General features: G+C 48.6%; 22 protein-coding genes. 11 read left to right on the top strand and 11 right to left on the bottom strand.

The window, feature by feature from the left end; all coding sequences use genetic code 11:
- Positions 1-7: 7 nt before the first annotated feature.
- Positions 8-763 carry a peptidoglycan editing factor PgeF gene (gene pgeF / locus C5O19_RS02140; RefSeq protein ID WP_104709709.1) on the bottom strand — a complete coding sequence of 252 codons (756 nt, stop codon included), beginning with the start codon at positions 761-763 and terminating at the stop codon, positions 8-10.
- A 291-nt stretch (positions 764-1,054) separates the two neighbouring features.
- On the opposite strand from pgeF, the gene azu reads away from it, so the two are divergent.
- On the top strand, positions 1,055-1,531 hold the full coding sequence (gene azu / locus C5O19_RS02135; protein WP_104709708.1) for an azurin: 477 nt from the start codon (positions 1,055-1,057) through the stop codon (positions 1,529-1,531).
- Between the two features lie 88 nt (positions 1,532-1,619).
- Here azu and mdh read toward each other — a convergent pair whose 3' ends face one another.
- Positions 1,620-2,549, bottom strand: a complete 930-nt coding sequence (gene mdh / locus C5O19_RS02130) for a malate dehydrogenase (RefSeq protein WP_104713803.1) — start codon at positions 2,547-2,549, stop codon at positions 1,620-1,622.
- A 372-nt stretch (positions 2,550-2,921) separates the two neighbouring features.
- Between mdh and C5O19_RS02125 the strand changes: the two genes are divergently transcribed.
- The gene (locus tag C5O19_RS02125; protein ID WP_104709707.1) at positions 2,922-3,323 is read left to right on the top strand and encodes a MaoC family dehydratase; all 402 of its coding nucleotides are present in this window, start codon (positions 2,922-2,924) and stop codon (positions 3,321-3,323) included.
- 59 nt (positions 3,324-3,382) lie between these two features.
- Here the strand turns inward: C5O19_RS02125 and C5O19_RS02120 are convergent, their stop codons facing one another.
- Both C5O19_RS02120 and C5O19_RS02115 read right to left on the bottom strand, forming a co-directional pair.
- Positions 3,383-3,565, bottom strand: coding sequence for a histone H1 (locus C5O19_RS02120; protein ID WP_094811031.1), 183 nt, complete (start codon positions 3,563-3,565; stop codon positions 3,383-3,385).
- 218 nt (positions 3,566-3,783) lie between these two features.
- Positions 3,784-5,058 carry an aminotransferase class I/II-fold pyridoxal phosphate-dependent enzyme gene (locus C5O19_RS02115; RefSeq protein ID WP_243406307.1) on the bottom strand — a complete coding sequence of 425 codons (1,275 nt, stop codon included), beginning with the start codon at positions 5,056-5,058 and terminating at the stop codon, positions 3,784-3,786.
- 440 nt (positions 5,059-5,498) lie between these two features.
- Between C5O19_RS02115 and C5O19_RS02110 the strand changes: the two genes are divergently transcribed.
- Both C5O19_RS02110 and C5O19_RS02105 read left to right on the top strand, forming a co-directional pair.
- Positions 5,499-6,032: a hypothetical protein gene (locus C5O19_RS02110; protein ID WP_133163286.1), complete on the top strand. Its 534-nt coding sequence runs from the start codon at positions 5,499-5,501 to the stop codon at positions 6,030-6,032.
- A 60-nt stretch (positions 6,033-6,092) separates the two neighbouring features.
- Positions 6,093-7,721, top strand: coding sequence for a hypothetical protein (locus tag C5O19_RS02105; protein ID WP_104709705.1), 1,629 nt, complete (start codon positions 6,093-6,095; stop codon positions 7,719-7,721).
- Positions 7,722-7,847: 126 nt separating this feature from the next.
- Here the strand turns inward: C5O19_RS02105 and C5O19_RS02100 are convergent, their stop codons facing one another.
- The 3 genes from C5O19_RS02100 to C5O19_RS02090 all read right to left on the bottom strand — a co-directional run bounded on the left by C5O19_RS02100 (position 7,848) and on the right by C5O19_RS02090 (position 11,316).
- Positions 7,848-9,212, bottom strand: a complete 1,365-nt coding sequence (locus tag C5O19_RS02100) for a M16 family metallopeptidase (protein ID WP_104709704.1) — start codon at positions 9,210-9,212, stop codon at positions 7,848-7,850.
- A 9-nt stretch (positions 9,213-9,221) separates the two neighbouring features.
- Positions 9,222-10,538, bottom strand: a complete 1,317-nt coding sequence (locus C5O19_RS02095; RefSeq protein ID WP_104709703.1) for a M16 family metallopeptidase — start codon at positions 10,536-10,538, stop codon at positions 9,222-9,224.
- Between the two features lie 94 nt (positions 10,539-10,632).
- On the bottom strand, positions 10,633-11,316 hold the full coding sequence (locus C5O19_RS02090) for a peptidoglycan DD-metalloendopeptidase family protein (protein ID WP_104709702.1): 684 nt from the start codon (positions 11,314-11,316) through the stop codon (positions 10,633-10,635).
- 182 nt (positions 11,317-11,498) lie between these two features.
- Between C5O19_RS02090 and C5O19_RS02085 the strand changes: the two genes are divergently transcribed.
- Entirely contained in the window at positions 11,499-13,004 is a 1,506-nt protein-coding gene (locus C5O19_RS02085; protein ID WP_104709701.1) for a peptide MFS transporter, read from the top strand.
- Positions 13,005-13,057: 53 nt separating this feature from the next.
- Here the strand turns inward: C5O19_RS02085 and C5O19_RS02080 are convergent, their stop codons facing one another.
- Together C5O19_RS02080 and C5O19_RS02075 are read right to left on the bottom strand one after the other, a co-directional pair.
- Entirely contained in the window at positions 13,058-13,504 is a 447-nt protein-coding gene (locus C5O19_RS02080; RefSeq protein ID WP_133163285.1) for a nuclear transport factor 2 family protein, read from the bottom strand.
- Between the two features lie 23 nt (positions 13,505-13,527).
- Positions 13,528-14,364 (bottom strand): c-type cytochrome, encoded by an 837-nt coding sequence (locus C5O19_RS02075; RefSeq protein ID WP_104709699.1) that lies wholly within the window; start codon positions 14,362-14,364, stop codon positions 13,528-13,530.
- A 340-nt stretch (positions 14,365-14,704) separates the two neighbouring features.
- Between C5O19_RS02075 and C5O19_RS02070 the strand changes: the two genes are divergently transcribed.
- The 5 genes from C5O19_RS02070 to C5O19_RS02050 all read left to right on the top strand — a co-directional run bounded on the left by C5O19_RS02070 (position 14,705) and on the right by C5O19_RS02050 (position 18,725).
- On the top strand, positions 14,705-15,286 hold the full coding sequence (locus tag C5O19_RS02070; protein ID WP_104713799.1) for an RNA polymerase sigma factor: 582 nt from the start codon (positions 14,705-14,707) through the stop codon (positions 15,284-15,286).
- Entirely contained in the window at positions 15,279-16,625 is a 1,347-nt protein-coding gene (locus C5O19_RS02065; RefSeq protein WP_104709698.1) for an outer membrane beta-barrel protein, read from the top strand. The genes C5O19_RS02070 and C5O19_RS02065 overlap by 8 nt, the downstream gene beginning before the upstream one ends.
- A gap of 139 nt (positions 16,626-16,764) precedes the next feature.
- Entirely contained in the window at positions 16,765-17,211 is a 447-nt protein-coding gene (locus C5O19_RS02060; protein WP_207766377.1) for a QcrA and Rieske domain-containing protein, read from the top strand.
- 35 nt (positions 17,212-17,246) lie between these two features.
- Positions 17,247-18,161, top strand: coding sequence for a DUF5777 family beta-barrel protein (locus tag C5O19_RS02055; protein ID WP_104709697.1), 915 nt, complete (start codon positions 17,247-17,249; stop codon positions 18,159-18,161).
- Between the two features lie 27 nt (positions 18,162-18,188).
- Positions 18,189-18,725, top strand: coding sequence for a YceI family protein (locus tag C5O19_RS02050; RefSeq protein WP_104709696.1), 537 nt, complete (start codon positions 18,189-18,191; stop codon positions 18,723-18,725).
- Between the two features lie 414 nt (positions 18,726-19,139).
- Here the strand turns inward: C5O19_RS02050 and C5O19_RS02045 are convergent, their stop codons facing one another.
- Entirely contained in the window at positions 19,140-19,532 is a 393-nt protein-coding gene (locus C5O19_RS02045; RefSeq protein WP_104709695.1) for a hypothetical protein, read from the bottom strand.
- 36 nt (positions 19,533-19,568) lie between these two features.
- Complete coding sequence (locus C5O19_RS02040; protein WP_104709694.1) at positions 19,569-20,825, bottom strand: sulfite oxidase; 1,257 nt, start codon at positions 20,823-20,825, stop codon at positions 19,569-19,571.
- A gap of 192 nt (positions 20,826-21,017) precedes the next feature.
- Between C5O19_RS02040 and C5O19_RS02035 the strand changes: the two genes are divergently transcribed.
- Positions 21,018-21,491: a DinB family protein gene (locus C5O19_RS02035; RefSeq protein ID WP_104709693.1), complete on the top strand. Its 474-nt coding sequence runs from the start codon at positions 21,018-21,020 to the stop codon at positions 21,489-21,491.
- Positions 21,492-21,524: the final 33 nt, after the last annotated feature.

Genomic DNA, 21,524 nt, shown 5'->3' with positions numbered 1-21,524 from the left:
GTCTTTTTTATTTTCTACCAATCACGGCTACCATCCGTCCCGTCAAGCCTTTTTCCAGTCGGTGCGAAAAGTAGTCCTGATTATTCAGTACGGTGGAATACGGGGAAATTCCAATCTGATGTTCGGGCATACCAAAGTCGCGTAGTTGCTGAGCATTGGCGGCCTTCAGGTCCACGAAAAACTTCTCCCGCGTTTCGTCCCAGCGTTTGAAATCACTGATAAAATGGTCGGCTACATCCGCTCCTACTTCAAACGAACATTCATCGATACAGGTCCCCACGTATCCGTAGCAATCTTTCGGCTGGGTACCGTACTGCTCCTGCATCGTTTGTAAGGTTTTCGCTACGATTCCGGCAACGGTTCCCCGCCAACCCGCGTGAATAGCCGCTACTGCTTTCGTACCGGCATCATACACCAGAATCGGCGTGCAGTCGGCAACGGTGACCAACGTAAATACGCCGGGCTGATTCGTGATGACGGCGTCGTGCCCCTGCTGGCGACCAGGCTGATCGGTCACCCAAACCTCAGAACCGTGTACTTGATGAGACGACGCCACCTGATCGGCTTCAATACCCAGACTCGCGTAAAAACGTCGGCGGTTTTCGGCTACGTGCTCGGGATCATCCTGCGTCGAACCACCCAGGTTTAAACTGGCATACGGCGGCTCGCTGACGCCGCCATGACGGGTACTTTCGCCCGCGATGAGTTCCGGGAACGAATGAAAAATGGGAGGACTATAGAAAAGACGGGAAGAAATCGGCATAGAATGACGCATCAATATTCTTTTCAAAACTAACGAGAAAAAAGGAATACTACTCAGTATTCCTTTGGATGCCGTTTGTATAGCTCTGCCTTCTTTTACTTTCGTATGTTGTACCTAGGAGCTTTTATTGCATTGTCTGAACAGCGTTTCCATAAAGCTTCCTATGCTAATGAATTTCCTAATAAGTGTTAAGCTTCGTACTGAAATGAATTAAAAACTTAAATAGATATGTTATAGTATTAAAAGATTGACTGTACATTGCATTAATTTAAACTAAATAAAAATAATTACATGAAACGATCAGGTTTGCGAGTTTTAGTAGCGGCTTTTGCTCTTACCGCTTTTGGTTTGACTTTTTCTGCCAATGAAGCCGTAGCTCAAACCGGCAAAGGTGTGAAAGTGCTGACGCTGAATGGTACCGACGGCATGCAATTTGACAAGAAAGAATTTAAAGTGAAAGCGGGCCAAAAGGTGAAGCTGACGCTTAAACATACCGGCAAATTTGCCAAACAAGCCATGGGCCACAACTTTGTACTGTTGAAACCAGGTACGGATTTGCAGGCTTTTGCTTCTAAAGCCAACATGGCTGCCAGTACGGAATACATTCCTAAATCAGAAGCCGCCAGCATCGTAGCTCATACCAAACTGCTGGGTGGTGGCGAAAGCGATACTATTGAATTTACCGCACCCAAGAAAGGTACCTATACCTTTATCTGTAGCTTCCCCGGCCACTACAGCATGATGAAAGGTAATTTCATTGTTGAGTAAGGTTTTAGCGTTTTATTGCCAGCGTTAAGTTAAAAGAGCCGGTTTTCAGCGATGAAAACCGGCTCTTCTCTTTAGCACGCATTTCTTTTTATAAACTTGCCAGTACGCTATTCATGGCCCGTACGGCCTCAGCTGACTTGTTGAAAGCAGCCTGCTCGGTTTCGTTCAACTTAAAATCGACAATCTTTTCCCAGCCGTTTTTACCAATCACCACGGGTACACCCAGGCAAATATCGGATTGTCCGTATTCGCCTTCCAGATACACGCAGCAGGGGAAAATACGCTTCTGGTCGCGTACAATACTTTCTACGAGCAGGGCTCCGGAGGCTCCGGGAGCGTACCAGGCGGAAGTTCCGATTAGATTCGTCAGGGTTGCTCCGCCCACCATCGTATCGGCAGCTACTTTCTGTAAGGCTTCCGCACTGAGGTACTCACTGACGGGCGTACCCGAATACGTAGCCAGCCGCGTCAGCGGAATCATGGTTGTATCCCCGTGTCCCCCAATTACGGTTGCCTGCAAGTCAGACGGGGGTACGTTCATCGCCAATGACAAGTACGTTTTGAAACGGGCTGAATCCAGAATACCACCCATCCCGATGATTCGGTTCTTAGGTAAACCCGAAGCCTGCAGGGCCAGGTAAGTCATGGTATCCATGGGGTTGGAAATAACCACGACAATGGCATCGGGCGAATGTTCGAGAATATTGGTAGTTACTGTTTTTACAATGCCTGCATTAATACCGATCAGTTCCTCACGCGTCATACCGGGTTTTCGGGGGATACCCGAGGTAATCACCACCACATCCGAGCCCGCCGTTTTGGTATAATCGTTGGTAGATCCAATGATTTTGGAATCGAATTCCAGCAAGGTTGCCGTCTGAAAAATGTCCAGCGATTTTCCTTCGGCAAGTCCCTCTTTAATGTCCAGCAAGACCACTTCCTGGGCTAATTCCCTACGTACGATGTTATCGGCACAAGTGGCTCCTACGGCCCCGGCTCCTACAACGGTGATTTTCATGAACATGAACGGTTTAATAGGTGAAATGAAGGACTTCTTACCCTAAAAGTAGGGATTCACATTTATTAAATACTATCTTTTCACAAAAAAATAATAAAATTTTCCTTTTAGGAAAAGAAGAGGAAAAGGACGATTAATACCAGAATAAAGGCTAGATACATCATTCCATCTACGCCTATATATCGTCGGTAACTATACAAAGATTGCCAGAACTGTTTCATGTTTGTCAGGGTCTATTCAAGGGCAATGTTACGGAATCCGCGACACTTTGTTCGTGCCTGCGTGGACAAAATCCATTCTTAAAGCCCGAAGCGATTTAAAAGAGGGCTTACTTTGCGAAAGATTTCAGGACGAACGTTCAAACTTATTCTTATGACGCAGGGCGAAACTTACGCTTACCCCTTTCAATTTACGCAAGACGACGTCGTGGCTTTTGCTCAGGTATCCGGTGATGACAATCCGCTTCACCTCAATGCTGACTTTGCCGCCAGCACGCCATTCAAACGGCCCATCATTCACGGTATTCTGGGAGCCAGTGTATTCTCCAATGTAATCGGGACCAAGTTTCCGGGAGCGGGCAGTATTTACGTGAAGCAATCGCTCGATTTTCTTCGTCCGATGTTTGTCGATACTGCTTACGAAGCCCGATTCGAAATTCTGAGCATTAACGCGGATAAACATACGGCGGAGATTTCTACGGAAATCATCGATGTTCAGACGAAGAAGGTGACTACCAAAGGCGTAGCCGTCGTCATGAACCGCGAGCATTTTTAAGCAACAAAAAACCCCCGACTGCTTACAATCGGGGGTTGAATGTTTTGAGAGGCGTAGTATTAGTCCTCTTTTTCATTTTTCTTGTTCTGTACTTCAGACCGAATGTCCTGAGCCAGTACTTTCAAGTCCTGCATTCCTTTACGCACCCGCGTACCAGCAGCCTGATTTTGTTTATCATAAAATTTTTCGAAGTCACCTTCGAGTGACATAACTAAATCTTTGAGTTCTGAAAATCTGCTCATGTGAGTCTGGTGTTTTAATGTATAACAAACGATTGAAAGTACGCAAATGTGCGTTTCTGGCGAAATTTAGGCATTTACGCTTTCCCTGCAAGTGTTAGCAGCTCAAAAATGTGAAAGTTCTTGGAAAAATTATACAATTTATTTGCCAGAGCAGAAAAATACCCCATTTTATCCAGTATTTACTGAAAAAAATGGGGTAAAATCAGTGTTTGAGGGCCTTAAACGGCACTTTTTACCACTTGAGCAAAACCTTTATCGGCATAAGTACCAGATGTCAGTCGCTCCTGAATAATATCGAACGCATCCAGTGTACGTTCAACGTCTTCGAGCGTATGCACTGCCGTCGGAATGATACGTAACATGATTACGCCCTTCGGAACGACGGGATATACGACAATCGAACAGAAGATTCCTAGATTTTCGCGTAAGTCCACAACGAGTTGCGTCACGACGGAATTAGCGTGTTCACCGTGCAGGAATACCGGCGTAACAGGTGATTGCGTAGTACCAATATCAAAACCCCGGCTACGTAAACCTTTTTGTACCGCATTTACGATGTTCCAAAGATTCTGACGCAGTTCCGGACGCGTACGCAGTAGTTCCAGACGCTTCATCGCTCCAATGACCAGCGGCATCGGCAGTGATTTGGCGTAAGTTTGCGAACGCAGGTTATACCGAAGGTACTGAATGATTGCTTTGGGACCAGCGATGAATCCGCCGATGCTTGCCATCGACTTAGCAAACGTTGAAAAATGTAAATCGACCCCATCCTGTACACCCAGATGCTCGGCTACGCCAGAACCAGTGGCTCCCATCGTACCAAAACCGTGGGCATCATCCACAAGCAGACGGAAATTGTATTTTTGCTTGAGAGCTACGATTTCATCCAGTTTTCCGATGTTTCCGGACATACCGAAAACGCCTTCCGTAATCACCAGTACTCCACCACCCTGTTCGTCGGCTAGCTTGGTGGCCCGCTGAAGGTTTTTCTCCAGCGATTCCATATCGTTGTGCTTGAAGGTAAAGTATTTACCCATTTTCGCCTTGTGCAGGCGGATACCATCGATTAAACAGGCGTGACTTTCGGCGTCGTATACGATTACATCTTTATAATCGACGATGGCTTCAATGGTGGACATGACCCCCTGATAGCCGAAATTCAACAGGAACGCATCTTCTTTCTGAACAAACTCAGCCAGCTGACGTTCCAGCTCCTCGTGGTAAGGCGTTTGGCCGGACATCATCCGGGCTCCCATCGGAGCCGCCATACCCCACTGGGCAGCAGCTTCGGCGTCGGTCTGCCGTACCTCGGGGTGGTTAGCCAATCCCAGGTAATTGTTAAGGCTCCAGTTCAGCATTTCCTTGCCCTGGAACTTCATGTGCGGACCGATTTCACCTTCGAGATAAGGGAAAGCAAAATAGCCATGGACTTTATCAGAGTACTGTCCAAGAGGGCCTAGATTCGCCAGACGACGTTCAAAAATATCTGCCACGTTCAGTCAATTTTTATTGTTTATACTTGACCAAAATTATTTTTTAATGGTTGTATTTTATCCTGAAAACAGGCTGGTTTTGACCAGTACTTCCTTCAAAATTAATTTCGGTTCTTTCACGATTTCTACGGCCGCGAAAATAGGATTTTTCTACGAAACTACCAAGGAATGTACAGTACCATTTTGAAGCATTGGGAGGGGTCTGCCTTTTTTGCGACACAAAGGGTCTATTTTTCTACGTATCCGTTAAAATTCTGGCTTCTATACCTATGAGCTGTAAAACAGTTACCTGCTCCCTATCGTTTTAGTGAATACAAAAAATGCAGTGATTTTTTCTGCGGATGAGTAGGCCTCCCTAGCTTTAGGTGTGTCGAAGGGCTTTTACAGCATGAATGAGTGCTGACAAAAAATTCCGCTTATTTTCTAGCTACCTGATTTTCATGGCTCTACTCCGTAAACTCGAACGTGTTATTTTTTTTCTCTTGCTGATCGGCGTGGGCGTTCTGGGTTGGAGAGTGCTTCAAACCTATCCCCGCTCCTCCCGCGACCAGGGGTATCTGAAAACGTTCGGTACGGATCTGAATGCTCAGCGAGCCAATCGGGGGATGCAGCTTTTACTCGATACCGACCAAACGCGACTGACCACCGACTCGGCCGGGACTACCCGTATTAGCTGGATTCCGGCCCGTGTTGAATCTCCGAATCGTCCCCATTTCTGGAAGAAAGAAGTACGGGTTCGTCAACAGAAACTTCAGCAGGAAACCGACTCGTATACATACCCAACCCCGAAGGGTAACCAGGTACTGCATTTTGATTTTTTCCCGGATAGCCTGCCCGATCGTCAGTTCCGTACCCGTCTGGAAGTAGTGGGTTTACCGACCATTGGTTCGTTTGAAATTCCATCTTCTCGTTCCGCCCGTACCTTTCGGGATAGTCTATTACAAGAATGGAAAATCCGACCGAACCGTCAGTAAACCCTTCCGCTTAGGCATTCTTTTTTATTCATTCCCGCTAGCTTTAAACTGAAATTACTGATGTTATTACGTGCCGGAAACCTAACGCTACTGTACCATGGAGGCTCTTTACGCTATTTTACGATAGAGGGCCAGGAAGTACTTCGTCGAATTTACGTTGCCATCCGGGATGGTAACTGGGGTACGGCCGACATTCAGATTCAGGAAGAACGCATTGAGCCTTCAGAAGATACCTTTGAAATTCAGTACCGCTGGAGCACCGAAACGCCTCGTATGGAAGGCCACGTTCACATTCAGGGGAACATGGATGGCTCCGTGACTTTCGACTGGGAAGGAACGGCTCTGGAAAGTTTTTCCAAAAACCGGGTAGGCCTTTGTATCCTGCACCCGGTGGAAGGCTTTCGCGGTAAACCCGTTCGCATCATTCATCCGAACGGAGAGGATACGGCCGCTGAATTTCCGGATCTCATTATGCCGCATCAGCCCTTCCTGACGATTGCGGCCATGGAATGGGACGTTACTCCTAAACTGAAAGCCCAGATTGAGCTGGAAGGCGATATTTTTGAAACGGAAGACCAGCGTAATTACTCGGATACTTCTTATAAAACGTACGCTACGCCGCAGAGTTTGCCCAAACCCGTCGAAGTAGAGGCGGGTGAAACGTTTCATCAGCGAGCTACACTAACCTTTACGGGCGAATGGCCACCTTTCATTACGCCCGATACTAGCGTTCGGATTGATATGGCTGGCGACCCACAGTCCATCCCCGCCTGGGGACTCACCTGGCCGGAGCTGGATCGTTCGATTAGCACGAAAGAAATTGAACTACTTCGGAAGCTTACCCCTGCTCATATCTTGCTCCGGCTAGATTTGCGGAAGCCCGATTGGGAGCAGGATTTTCAGGCTACGTTCGAGCAGATTGAAAAAGTAGGAGTTCCGGTACAATTAGCCGTATTGATTGACGAGCAATACGTACCGAGTCTGAGGTTATTTAAATCCAAGTCCCTTATTAAGGAAGTCATTCTGCTTAACGAAAACGGACTGACGACCTCGGAATTACTCGACCGGGCTTTGCCCCTACTCGAATCCCGCTGGCCGGCTTTACAAATTGGTGGCGGTACCAACGGCTTTTTTGTCAATTTCAACCGCCATCCCTTCGACTACAGCCGGGTAGATTTCGTCAGTTATTCCCTCAGTCCCCAAGTGCATACATTCGATGAAGTTTCCATCATTGAAAATCTGGCGGGTCAGGCGGATACCGTTCGTACGGCCGCAGCACGCTCAGGAAAACCGGTGTACGTGTCGCCCGTGTTACTCGCTCCCGATCCGGACGAACGCTTGCATACGAATTTTGCCGCCAGCTGGACGGTAGGAAGTTTCAAACACCTGGCCGAAGCTGGAGCTGCCTCCGTCACGTACTACGAAGCGTTCGGCTCCAACGGTATCATTGTCGATGATCAGCCTACGCCACTGTACCAATGGTTTGCTTTTCTGAGTGAGTTTAAACCCGAACGCGTCATTCCTAGTCGGGTTTCGCAACCCCTGCGGTGCAGTAGCCTGATTCTGGAAAAGGGCAACAAGTGGAAAACTACCCTGCTGGCCAATCATACAACCGAAGAGCTACAGATACGCCTGCCCGGAGCCGCTACGATTACGCTGGGGCCGTATGAGTGGCGGGCGGTGTTTTAGTTTTCTGTTTTTTCGTACTACTGAAGAAGCGGCAATCTGCTTGATTCTTGTTTGAACGGTCTTATAGCTATAAAACAGGGAAGCCCGCGTTGGTGAACGCGGGCTTCCCTGTTTTACTACGTACATTTAATAGCCGGGGGTTTCGATTTGTTTCTCGGAAACCTCGCCGTACTTTTTGGCAGCTTCGCGGTACTCGGCGGTTTTGCCAATCAGTACCAGTTGAAAATGATCTTTCGGAAAATAGGTCTGAATGATTCGTTTCACAGAATCCACATTCAGGGCATCGACTTTCGCCTGAAAATCATTGATATAGCTATCGTTCAAACCATACGTAAACATCGTAGTCAGCAAACTGGCCAGTTGGGCCGGCGTTTCAAAACGCGGCGGGAATTGACCTTTGACGTAGTTTTTCGCCGAAGCCAGTAGCTTTTCGTCGATCCCCTTCGTATACAAACGACCGATGACTTCCAGGGCCAGATCGATGGCAGGAATCGTAGTTTTAGTCAGCGTAAATGTGCGAATGACAAACGTACCACCGGCTTTTTTCATGTCGAAACTACTGCGAACGCCGTACGTGTAGCCGTGATTTACCCGCAGTTCGTCCACCAGCCAGGACGTAAAACGGGCTCCCAGTACCGTATTCACCACTTCAATGCCTACGTAATCAGGGTTGTTCATGGGTACGCCCTTCTGCCCAATCATGATCTGCGTTTCGGTGGCGTTTTCCTTATTGACAAGCAGCACGCGGGATTGACTAGGCACGGCTTTCAAGGCGGGAGGTTGCGTAGCAGCCGTTCCTTTTTTCCAGTCTTTAAATAGCGTCGTCAGCTTTGCTTTCATCGCCGCCGTATTAAAATCACCCACGACCGACACGACCGTACCATTGGGCTGATAGTGCGTTCGGTAAAAGTTTTTCACCTGATCGAGCGTAATCCCGCCAATACTCTCGGGCGTTCCATCAGCGGGTGAGCCATAGGGCTGATTGCCGTAGTAGAAATGATTGAAATACTCACCCAGTACAGCCGAAGGGCGTTGCTTGGCCTGCTTTAATTCAACCAGTAAACGGCTTTTCCGCTTTTCAAACTCGCTGGCATCAAACGCTGGATTAACCAGTACTTCCTTAATCATGGGCCATACCGTTTCCTGATCTTTCACCGCAAAGGAAGACGTCAGCAAGGCCGTTTCCAGCGTAGCGTAGGTACTGAGCTGAGCCCCCAGAAAGTCCAGCTTTTCATCCAGCAGGGCTTTGGGGAAAGACTTGGTGCCAAACTTCAGCGACTCAGCCGTTAGGTTCGCCAGCCCATACTGGGCACCATCGTAAACCGCTCCCGCCGGCAGACCTACCGACACGGCCAACACCGGAACTTCGTGCTGTTCCATCAGCATCAGTGTCAATCCGTTGGGTAGTACCAGTTTTTCGTAACGGGGGAGTTTAAAATTCTGACTGAATCCCGGAAGAGCCAGTAGCAGAAAAAATAAGATCTTTTTCATGTCGAATGATTATTCAGTTTCCTTCTGCAATACGCCTACCGTCCGATTCGATTTCTTGAAGTATGTTTTCGCTACCCGCTGAATGTCAGCCACTGTCACTTTTCGATAATCCTCGGACGCCGTGAAAAACTTGCGGTAGTCGCCGAAGTAGCGTTCGTACCGACCCAGCGTATTCGCTTTTCCGTTGTTAGTCTGGATACTGCGGTAGAAATCCATTACCTTTTGATTTTTTACCTTCTCCAATTCCGCTTCCGTCACGCCCGTTTTCACGACCTTATCCACTTCAGCGAGCAAAGCGGCTTCCAGGGTATCCGCCGTTTTGCCATCCGAAGCCTGGGCGGTAAAGGAGAACAGGTACGGATCGATGCTGGGAGCAAAACTCGTATAGGCCTCGCTGGCGATCTGTGTATCGACGAGGGCTTTGTACAGACGCGAGGACTGGCCCCGGGATAAAATGGCCGACAGCAAATCCAGGGCGTAATAATCCGGGTGTCGGGCTTCTGGGGTGTGATACGCAATCTGTACGTAAGGCGAGGGTACGTCCCGATTTACCATTACACGGCGTTCTCCCTTTTGCTCGGGTTCTTTGTTGTGGACGACCGGAGGAGCCGGAGCCAGTACGGGAATGGGCTCGAAGTACTGCTCGGCCAATCGCTTGACATCGGCCAGCTTGACGTCACCGATGATAAAGGTGATGGCGTTATTGGGGGCATAATACGTTTTAAAGTAGTTGACCAGATCTTCCCGTTTCCAGTTCAGAATGTCTGACTCATACCCAATGACGCTCCACATGTAAGGGTGTTGGGAAAAAGCAACCGAAAGCATCGCCTGATCCAGTTCTTCTTCGGGGCTGTTTTCCAAACCGGTCGTATACTCCGAATGCACTACGCCGCGTTCCGACTCGATCATCTTGGGGTCCAGAGCCAGATCCCGAATCCGATCCGCTTCCAGATCGAAAATAGATTCCAGGGCAGTGGCCGGGAAAAAGTCCGTGTACACGGTCATGTCCTGACTGGTGTAGGCGTTATTCTGCCCACCGTTGAATTCCATGACCTGATCGAATTGCTTAGGACCGTATTTCTTGGCTCCGTTGAACATCATGTGCTCGAAAAAGTGCGACAGTCCGGTGATGCCCTGTTTTTCGTTCCGCGAACCGACGTTCCAGAACAAATACATGTTCGCGTTAGGAATCGAATGATCTTCCAGCACGAAGATTTTCATTCCATTTTTCAGGGTGAACGACTGGACATCTTCCGGTTTTAGCTGAGCGAAAGCGGGGACGCTCAGCCAGAAGGCCAGCCCCCACATACAAAAGCGTTTTAGCATGACAGAAAGGGGGAAAGGTGTAGAATAGGAAAGTTACAGGCAAACCTCGCAACGAGGCTCAACTGTATGATGAATGGTTGTAGGAAAAGGCTACCTACAGGCCCGGAATCCGAAGAATCAGGTTGGGATCGGGGCAGTTGGCCAGATACATCGCCCGCTCCGACAGGCTGCATACGCCCGGATAATCGCCCGACCATTCCTGCATCTCTTCAATGATTTGAAAATGCAAATGCGGCGGCCAGTCGCCATTTTCCGGATACGATCCGAATTCCGCAAAGGGCTCCCCCGCGGCAATGATTTGGCCGGGTACTTTATCGCGTAGCGACGCACGGCTGAGGTGACCGTACAGGGTATGAAAAATAGTTCCTTCGAGTTCGTGTTGCAGGATAATCGTGGGCCCGTAATCACCAAAATTAGCGTTATCCCCCAGGCTATGAATGGTACCCGTTAGCGGAGCGGAAACGGGCGTACCTGCTTCGGCCCAAATATCGATTCCGAGGTGAATTTCCCGGGGTTCGGTTGTTTGTTGAAAATGTGCACTCCGCCGATACAGAACCCGGTGTTCGTTATAACCACCAACCCCGCATAGGGCTCCGGCTTCCCGAATTTCCTGCGTGACAAAACGGGAAAAATCGGCCGTGTTGACGAGTTCCTGTTGCTGTAAAGCCTGATTTCCAGCCGTAAAATCAAGAATTTTTACGCGGAAACGCTGCCAGTCAAAGGGTACTACGGAAGCAAAGGAAATTTGGTATTTCAGAAGGGTATCAGTAAGTTTCATGGATGGCTGTATTTGGCAAGCCCCAAATCTACGTTTATATTTGGGGTGCTACGAATTACCCTGCACTTGATTTAAAGCTGTCTAGAAGCTTTTTCAACGGCTTTATTAAAGTAGCGGTTGCCCGGCACACGTCCATACGAACTCCAAAGTTTACTTAACTTCATTCATCAAAACGAAATCGGATGCCCGAATTTATTAAACCGCCTCAGACGAAACGGATTTTAGGCCACCCGCAGGGCCTTTTTTTGCTTTTCACTACGGAAATGTGGGAACGCTTCAGCTACTATGGTATGCGAGCCGTTCTTACGCTGTACTTTACGCAGGCGTTGATGCAAGACAAAGCCTTTGCATCTAACTTCTACGGTGGTTATACGTCATTGGTCTACCTGACGCCCCTGATTGGCGGTTATATCGCGGATAAATACTGGGGCAACCGTCGCTCGATTTTAGTGGGCGGATTGGTGATGGCTCTGGGCCAGTTTTTCCTGTTCTGCTCGGGGAGTATCTATGACCAGCCCGGCGGAAATATGCTGCTCTACATCGGGCTAGGTCTGATGATCGTTGGGAATGGATTCTTCAAACCCAATATCTCTTCGATGGTAGGGACGTTGTACGACCCGGCAGACCGGCGGAAAGATGCGGCGTATACCATTTTTTACATGGGAATTAACCTGGGCTCATTCATCGGGCAAACGATTTGTGCCCTGGTGGGTAATACGGGTCGGCCCGAAGATTTTCGCTGGGCTTTCCTCGCCTGTAGCATTGCCCTCTTACTAGGTACCGTTGTCTTTCAATGGGGAAAAATCAAGTACCTTGTCACCTGGAAAGGTGAACCCGTAGGCGAAACGCCCGTCAACTCTCCCGCCGTAAAATCGGTGTACTGGGTGTTGCCGGTTTTGCTGGTAGTAGGCCTGGGCATGTTATGGTTTGACGTAAACGTGTATCCGATTCTGCTCTGGTTTCCGCTGATTGGTGGCGTCGGTTCACTGGTTTTCATCCTGATGGATAAGTCCCTGAATGCCAAGGAAAAGCAACAGGTGATTGTTATTTACATCGTTTCGTTTTTCGTTATTTTCTTCTGGGCTGCTTTCGAGCAGGCGGGTGCGTCATTGACGTTTTTCGCCGATGAACAGGTGGATCGCCAGTTGTTTGGCTGGACCATTCCTCCCGCATTGTTCCAAAATTTCAACCCCTTCTTCGTCGTCACTTGTGCTCCGGTTATGGCTGCCGTATGGACGTATCTGGGTAACAAGGGTATCGAACCCGCTTCACCTTACAAAATGGCGATTGGTCTGACGTTACTGGCCATTGGGTATCTGATTATGTTACCGGCTGTGAAAGATCCAGTGCCGGGTGTGAAGGTAAGTGCGGGCTATCTGGCTGCGTTGTACTTTTTCCATTCCGTTGGGGAGCTCTGCCTCTCTCCCATTGGTTTGTCATTGGTGAACCAGTTGGCACCAGCCAAGTACAGCTCTTTGCTGATGGCGGTGTGGTTTCTGGCCAACGTAGCGGCCAACAAATTTGCGGGTACGCTGAGTTCGTACTATCCTGAAGCGGGTAAGATTACCAACTTCCTCGGCTATCAAATGGCGAGTCTGTACGACTTCTTCCTGCTGTTTGTGGTGATGTCCGGCGTAGCAGCGGTACTGCTGTTCCTGCTATCGAGACGACTCACCCGAATGATGTAAGAGACAAGAAGGCGATAAGAAAACAGCTCCGGACGATGAATCCGGAGCTGTTTTTATTTTCTACGCGTATCGCTAAGCTGGATAATCTTCCAGCCCTGCTCGGTTTTATAGAATTGAAAAGCATCCACCCCTTTGTGACTAAATTCCTTATTGGCGTAAAATTCATAGAATGCCCAGGCCGTCGCCAGCCGGTCGTCTACGCGAATTTCACAGGACGTTATACGTTCTTCCACGTTCGTATCCGATGGAATCGAGCCAATAGCCTTGACGAAGACATCAATATTCTGACTCTTTAGCACAGGCTGCCCCTGGCCGTTGACAAAGGTTGCTTGCAGGCGAGCTGAGGGATGAAAGACACTTCGTACAAGGTTGGTGTCCTTCTTGGCCATTCCCTCAAAAAGCCGATCCACGACGGCCCGAATCGCAGGTTCTTCGGCCTGTTGAGCCTGTACTGAAAAAACGCCTAGTCCCAGTAAACTCGTCAATACAATTTTTTTCATGTTGAAGGTATTCAATGATTGAACTACTTGGATTTATGTTTGGCCATGTAGGAAAGGTAGCCGACAATTTCGTTAATTTCTTTCGCTTCCAATCCCAGCGTAGGCATTTTCACCTTATTCCGGTATTGATCGGGGTGAGCAATGAAGGCTTTCAGGTCATCCGTTTTCCAGTACTCCGTCACACTTTTAGGAAAATTAAGTTCGGGGCCGAGCGTACCCCCGACGCCGTTGAGGGCATGGCAGGTTAAACAATGCGTTTTGAACAATCCGTACCCTTTGACGACGGAATCATCGTCTTTCGGAAACAGAGCTTGCGTCTCTTTGGAAGCGGAGGTTAGGGAAATTTTAACCAGGTTATACGGCCACTTATAGGTAGCGTCATCACCCGAAACGTCGGTATAACAGATGTAATACGGAGCGATTTTCTTGGTTTCCGAACCTTTCTGCAAGGTCGTCCAGTCCTCTCCCTGAGCAGCATCGTGGTCCCGAACAGCCAGATAGGCTTTTTTGCCGAGTATTTTCGTCAGCGGCATGGAAGGATTATAGCCATCCTCGCATTCAAAGACAACCTGCGTTTCGGCTGGATTGATGTTAGTATACGCCGGGATCTGTTTCAAAACCGTAGCTAAGGGTATGGCATCAAAGGTTTTGGTCCGGTGAAAAACGGGATCATTCGATACCGTAATCGATTCCGTTGGCCCCAGCTTATTTTTCCACGCCACCAAGTCAATCGATAAGGATTCCGTACGTGCCTTCGGAGCTTGCGAAGTAGAATCAGTTGCTTCCGCCTGCGTCGCTTTCGAAGCGGGCTGGCAGGCCAGGCAGGTCAGAAAAAGTATAAAAACTAAGGCTCGTTGCATACGGGCAAATATGAGAAAAAAGACGAAACGCTGGGCGGGTGCAAGAGGTTTGATTCAGGTTTTAGGTTTGAGTCCCAGAAATTTCATTTATGGTTACTTCTATTGAACGCTTTCAGCATTCGAAACTGATTTTTAGTTTAAACTCTTAGTTCAGAAATTTCAGCTTCTACGGCTCGTTTTGACCCTTTAACTTAGAGCCGTACTCTAAAATCTTTACAATTTTATTATTCTGATTATCAGCATCCTATCCAACTATTCTCTATTTTTTCAGAAAAATTCATTATACCCGGGCAACCCTTTCGTCCTATCCTGCGAGTATTTGATTGAAACTAGCCAAAACGTGATTAAAATCACTCCCGCAGAGCTATTGCCCCTTCTACAGGGCTGTGCCCGGAACGAACGAAAAAGCCAGGAGCGACTCTACCGGCTTTTTTATTCGTTTGCGATGAGTATTGCGTCAAGGTATTGTCCAACCAAAGAAGAAAGCCTGGAAGTAGTCAATGACGGATTTCTGAAGGTTTTTCACGGGATGACGCATTATCAGATCGAGAAACACGAGCCCGTGCCGTCGTTCGTAGGCTATTTCAAAAAAATCATCATTCACACAGCCATTGATCAGTATCGAAGCATCATTAAACATAGTCACCAGGTAAATCTGGAAGAAGGTATTACTGTTTCCCACACCGAAAGTCCGCTCGACGGGCTGGCCTATGAAGAATTGATTGGACTGGTGCAACAACTGACGCCCGGCTACCGGGCCGTATTTAACTTATACGTCATTGACGGCTATTCGCACGAAGAAGTAGCTAAACAACTGGGCATCAACGTTGGTACCTCCAAATCAAATTTAGCAAAAGCCAGACAACACCTGCGGGAGTTGTTAAAACAAAGTCATGAAGAACGATCCTCCAAATATGTCTGATGATCAGCTGGATGACCTGTTCAGACAGGCTGCCTCGGGCTACGAACCACCGTTCGATCCGGAGGCTTGGAAACGCATGGAGCAAAAGCTCGGCGGGGATCAGTATTTCAAATCGGCAATTAAACGCTTTACGCTCATTGAGGCACTGGTGGTGCTGAGTATGCTGGGCTTATTCTGGTGGGCTAGTCACGGACCTATCCCGGCGAAAATGGGCACGGAACCTTCAGAAACGGCGGTCGTAAGTGAGGCGAAGCCCTCTACGCGGGTGGAATCGGCTACAACATCCCAGCCTTCGTCCGCTCAGCGTAACCCGGAAGCTTCACCATTAGCTTCTTCGAATTCAAAAAAAGCAATCCGTACAACTAATGAGGATACGTCAATAAACCGTTCGTCCATCGTACGTCAACCTTTAAAACCAATACACCGTCCAACTACGCCGAGTCGCTACGCTTCCGAAGCTCCACTAGTGGCTTCGGGCGTAAGCCCTCGGAAGGCCCGGACTTCTGGCTTCCGCAACCAGTCTATTTCTGATTATTCCAAGCGGCAATCGCGTCGGCGAGAAGAGGAAACCTTGGTACCCAAGTTAGCTGTACCTCAACCTACGGTTTCTGCTGATACGAGTATTACGAAACTCGAAACAAACGCATTAGCTACGTTGTCCTGGAAAGCATTACCAATAGATCTAGCTTTTCAGGTTCCGGATCTAGAGCAACCCAACGAGCCGGAGGCTTCAGTACCTAAGCCGCAACCCCGCTGGGCCTTACAATTGATGTTGTCACCGGATTTCACCCGCGTTCCTGGTAGAAAAGCGGCTACGGGCGTTAATACGGGGCTTCAATTGGAATACCGACTGGCTCCACGCTGGCGAGTAGCGGCCGGGGTTATTTATTCACTCAAAAACTACGCCGCTACCAGTTACGATTACCGGCCCTATAAGGGATATTGGACGACCTACCATCGCCCAGACCAGATCGACGCCACTTGCCGGATGCTGGACCTGCCGCTGAGTGTGACCTTCGATGCCTGGAAAATCAAACAGAATCAGCTTTTCGTGAGTCTGGGGAGTACCTCCTATCTCATGCTTCGGGAGAATTATCGGTATCAATATGCCACCTATGAGTACGACATCGAACAAAAACGTACGGGCAATCACTGGCTGGCCACGGTGAACTTGTCGCTGGGTTTCGAACGGCCCATTACCTCCCGCTTGCAGTTGCGTATAGAACCCTTCGTAAAAATGCCGCTGGGAGGGGTAGGCTTTGGAAACGTGCGTTTGCGTACGGAAGGTGTATTCTTCACTCTTCGCTACCACTTACAAAAGCCAACTATAAAATTCTAGTACACAGAACATTACTAACTGCTAACCGTCCATTTCCTTCTTGCTTGCAACGCCGCGTTGGCGTTTGCCGTAATGACTCGTAGCTGAAAGGCTGCTCCGAAACGTATTACCCTTTTTGAACCCTATAACTATAAACGACATGGCGACGATGGACCGCAAACAATTTATGAGTATGGTAGGTACCGGTATCGGTGCGATTATTCTGCAACAATGCCTTTCGGGCTGTAAAAATGAGAAGGATGATCCCGTAGATCCCGGATCCGGCAACGGCGGTACTGGCGGCGTCAACCTCTCCCTTGACCTGACGAATGCAACGTATTCCAAACTAGCTATTAACGGCGGTTACGTGTATACCAACGGCATCATCGTAGCTCGTACCAATGCGGGCACGTACATCGCCGTGTCTCAGGCCTGTACGCATCAGGGCGTGTCGGTGGAGTACCGAACCGGAACAAATGACTTGTATTGTCCTGCTCACGGTTCCCGCTTCAGCACCACGGGTTCGGTGGTACAGGGCCCTGCGAATGCCGCTCTCAAACAGTATAAAACTGAACTCACTGGCACGACGCTTCGCGTTTTTGAATAGTCGTTTTTTGTTCCGCTCTTCACCCGTTTTTGTGTATGAAAAACTCTGTTCTTTTCTTCCTTCTAGCATTCGTATGCCTGAGTCAGACGGCACGTGCTCAGGACGATGATCTGCTCAAATCGCTGGATCAGCCCACATCCAAAACGTTTACTTCAGCAACGTTCAAAGGTACTCGTCTCATTAATGGTCATACGGTCGAGACCGTCAAGGGTAAACACCTTGATTTCCTAATTTCACACCGTTTTGGTCGACTTAATTCGGGTGTTGATAATTTCTACGGCCTGGATGAAGCTTCGATCCGTCTCGGCCTCGAATACGGCATTACGGATCGACTGACAGCCGGCGTAGGTCGCAGTAATATTCAGAAAACCGTCGATTTGTACCTGAAATACCGTTTGCTTCGCCAGAGTACACAAGGCTCACTGCTGAGCGTTACGTTGTTTGCTTCGGATGCCATCGTTACCGAACCTACGCGTAGTAACGCCAGCAGCACCCTGTATTACAACAATGGCGAACGCCAGAACTGGACGTTCCAGGCCTTGATTGCCCGCAAATTCAGCGATCGTTTTTCGCTGCAACTCATGCCCACGCTTCTCACCCTGGCGAAGCCCGAACAAGGTCCCAAAGCGATTCCAGCCGTGGGCATTGGCGGACGGTTTAAAATCAGCAAACGTGTATCGATCAATGCCGAGTACTACGCCCGTTTCCTCAGTGAAAGCGACCAACTAACCGCTCCCGGTGGCGTTAAATCGTACAATGCCGTTGCTGTAGGCGTTGACATTGAAACGGGCGGTCACGTCTTTCAATTACACTTCACCAACTCGCAGGGCATGATCGAGAAGCAATTCCTGAGTCAGGCTACGGGCAATTTCTTCAAAGGAGATATTCATTACGGCTTTAACATTTCCCGCACCTTTAGCTTCGATCGGAAGACGAAAAAAGACTGGTAATTGCTCACCTAAATCCTTATCCAGACCATGAAAATACTTTCATTTCTGTTGGCATTTGCTCTGTCTTTTTCCGCTCATGCTCAGCTTTTCCTGACGCAGACGGGCGAAACCCGTTTCTTTTCCAAAACTCCCGTGGAGGATATTTCTGCCGTTAACAAGAAAGTGGGCGTTGTGCTAAATAGTCAGACGGGCGAAATAGTGGTACGCATGGCCATCACGGATTTTAATTTTCCGAATAAACTGATGCAGGAACATTTCAATGAAAACTACCTGGAATCGGAAAAGTATCCGTATGGCCTGTTTCGGGGAAAAATTCAGAATTTACCCGACCTGACAAAACCCGGAACGTACGACGTTTCGGCTCCTGGTAGCTTGGATATCCACGGCGTAAAGCAGGACCGTACGATGAAGGGCAAAATTACCGTACAGGGGGACAAGATCACGCTGCAATCGGATTTACAGGTCGCTCTGGTCGATCACAAGATTGAAGTACCTAAACTAGTCTTTGCTAAAATTGCCGAGGTCATTGACGTGAAAAACCAGTTTGTGTTGCAGAAGAAATAAGGGCTTTGGCTTAAAAGACTACTTAACCCGAGAACCCGAGGCTCACGTATCGATAAGAACGTTTTTTCTGACCTTTCTCAGGCCACTTTCGGAAAGTTATCTACGAGACTCACGGTATCCAATACTCCGTGAGTCTCGCTGCTTGTGAGACTAAAGTAACGCCTTCAAAGAAAGTTACGAATAAGCATACTGGCTAAGCAATGTTCGCTGTTGTAGGTTACAATCTGAGATTTGCTTGCGGTACATTGAAAAGGCACGGAATTATAAATCCCTCTCAGATCGCTTTCGGATTGCAAATCTGAAAGAGCCGCTTCTTGAATTCAGACCCGCCAACCCCGTATCCGTAGTGAATACTACGGACAACCCGTCCCGCTAACTTTACCGGGTTTTATCCTACCAAAACTGAAAACTCACTCACCTCAACTTATACCAACTCGGTTTCTCCAGCGGCTTCCTTCTTCCATCGAAGGTTTGTTTGGAAGGGCCGTAATACTTTTCCAGGTAATCCAGTACGGCCACTTCCGAGGGTCCCAGATTCCAGAGTTTATGGTACTTCTGCATCCAGCGAATTTTATCTACCCAGCCCGTGCGGGTAAACTTATTCTGCGTAATTAACTTACTCGAATGGCAGGCGGTACAATGAGCTTTAATCAGCGGCAGATTTGAGTCAACGGCCAGCCCCGTTTCCGGATCCTTCTTCACAGAATCCGCCCAAATCCGGCTTGCAGTAGCCTCCGCCGGAGTCCGAGTCGTAAAAGCTACGCTCCCCAGCAACATAAATGCGGACAGAATGAGCAGGTATTTCATAGGCACAAGTCTTTCAACATTCCCAGTAGACTGGGGTTAAACAATCTTTACCGCAATCCGGTGGCAGGAGTTATTGATGTATCCTTCGGGATTCCACTGGGGCATGACCATTGGCTGACTCACGCCCTGCGAGTCCGTTGCCCGGGCCCAGACTTCGTAATAACCTTTTCGGGGAAATTGTACGTCAGCGGTCCAGTGTTGCCAAGCCAGACGGTTTTTCGGAGCCTGTAGCTGAGCTTTTTGCCAGGTAGCTCCAAAGTCAGTCGACACTTCCAGGTTTTTCACTTCCAGATCACCCGCCCAGGCATGGCCTCGCAGTTGCAGCGTTTTTCCCTGCTCCAGCATCGCTCCGGTTTGGGGATAGGTAATGAGCGATTTCACCGGCATTGATTCGATGATACGAAAGTGATCTTCCGGCGGATCAACCCCGGGCTCCACCGGTTCAATGGGAACCTTATAGCTCTTGCCCGTCATTTTAGGACCATCGTGTACTTTATTCCGAACCGCAATCGTATGCAGCCATTTGCCGGATACGGACGCGGGCCAGCCACCGATGACCAATCGCAAGGGATAACCATGCACGACGGGAATATCCTTTCCATTCATGGCCCAGGCAATCAGCGTTTCGTCTTCCAGGGCTTTTTTGATCGGTACACCCCGCGAGATAACGACTTTACCCGGCTCCCGACTGGGGTGAATATCTTTTCCGTAGTAACCGATATAGACGGCATCGTCTTTAATACCCGCATCGGCCAGTATATCTTTTAGCCGTACACCCGTCCATTCCGCACAACTGATTCCGCCCTGCGTCCACTGATTTCCCGAGGTGCTGGGAAAGTATCCGGCCCGACCATTTCCCCCACATTCAAGCGTGAGTTGATAGGTATGGACTTTAAAGCGTTTCTTCAGCTCTTCGAGCGTGTACGTTTTCGTAGACTTTACCGATTCCCCCTTGATGGTGAGCGTCCAGTTTTTACTATCGATGGTTTCAGGAACGATGCCATTATTGCGAATAAACATCTTCTCGGCGGGCGTTACGGCATCATCGAGTAAATGAGCCGGAGCTTCTACATTCCAGGGGCGGTCATTGAGCACCACCATTTCCGGACTTTTCCCTTTCAGGGCTTCCTTGTCATTATCCAATGGATGTATTCCAAGCGGTACGTAACCCTTAGGCAGTGCATATACTATTTCACTACTCAATACCGAACCCACGACGCCTAGCACAGATTTTTTGAGGAAATTTCTACGGTTATTCACACGCATACTATTTTTATTCAAATTGTCATTCATGAGTTCCCCGAGCCTCTCAGGATCAGCTTTTTCCCTAATCAACGATTTCTCTAGTACTGCCCAGCCCGCATCGACAAACTAAACTCAAAAAACGGTCTTTTTTGAGAAGAATCGACGACGCCTGGGTATTTTTCTTCATTTTCCATCCTATTGTTGCCGTATTATAGCCTTACGACAAACGCCCCATTCATCATGCGAGTAGAAGTAGAACGTATTACTGGTTTATTACAAGCTATTTACGACGGAGAAGCCTGGCACGGACCCAGCACCCGTGAAATTTTGACGGATGTAACCGCCGAAATGGCCGTTTATCGTCCCTCGCCCCAAGTACATAACATGGCCGAATTAGTGGTTCACCTGACGAACTGGCGAGTATTCGTCTTGGAAAAACTAACGGACTCGGTTACTTACGATATTATTCTTAACTCCGAAGCCGACTGGCCCGTCATTAACGAGTTGACCGAAGAAGAGTGGCAGGAAAAACTGGAAAATTTACAGGATACGCAAGATGAATTACTGGAAACGCTTAGCCGTATCCATACGCCCAAGCTTAATGACCCCGTACCCGGTCGCCGGTATAACTACTATACGCTATTACACGGTTTACTGCACCACGAAGCATACCACAGCGGCCAGATGGCTCATCTAAAAAAAATGCTCGTTTAGTTTTATTGAGCAAAGCCAGAGTATAATCTCTGG

It is taken from the genome of Siphonobacter curvatus (assembly GCF_002943425.1).
In the GTDB taxonomy this organism is placed as follows: Bacteria; Bacteroidota; Bacteroidia; order Cytophagales; family Spirosomataceae; genus Siphonobacter; species Siphonobacter curvatus.
Note: the sequence above shows the minus strand (reverse complement) of the source record. Positions and strands in the feature narration are given on the sequence as shown.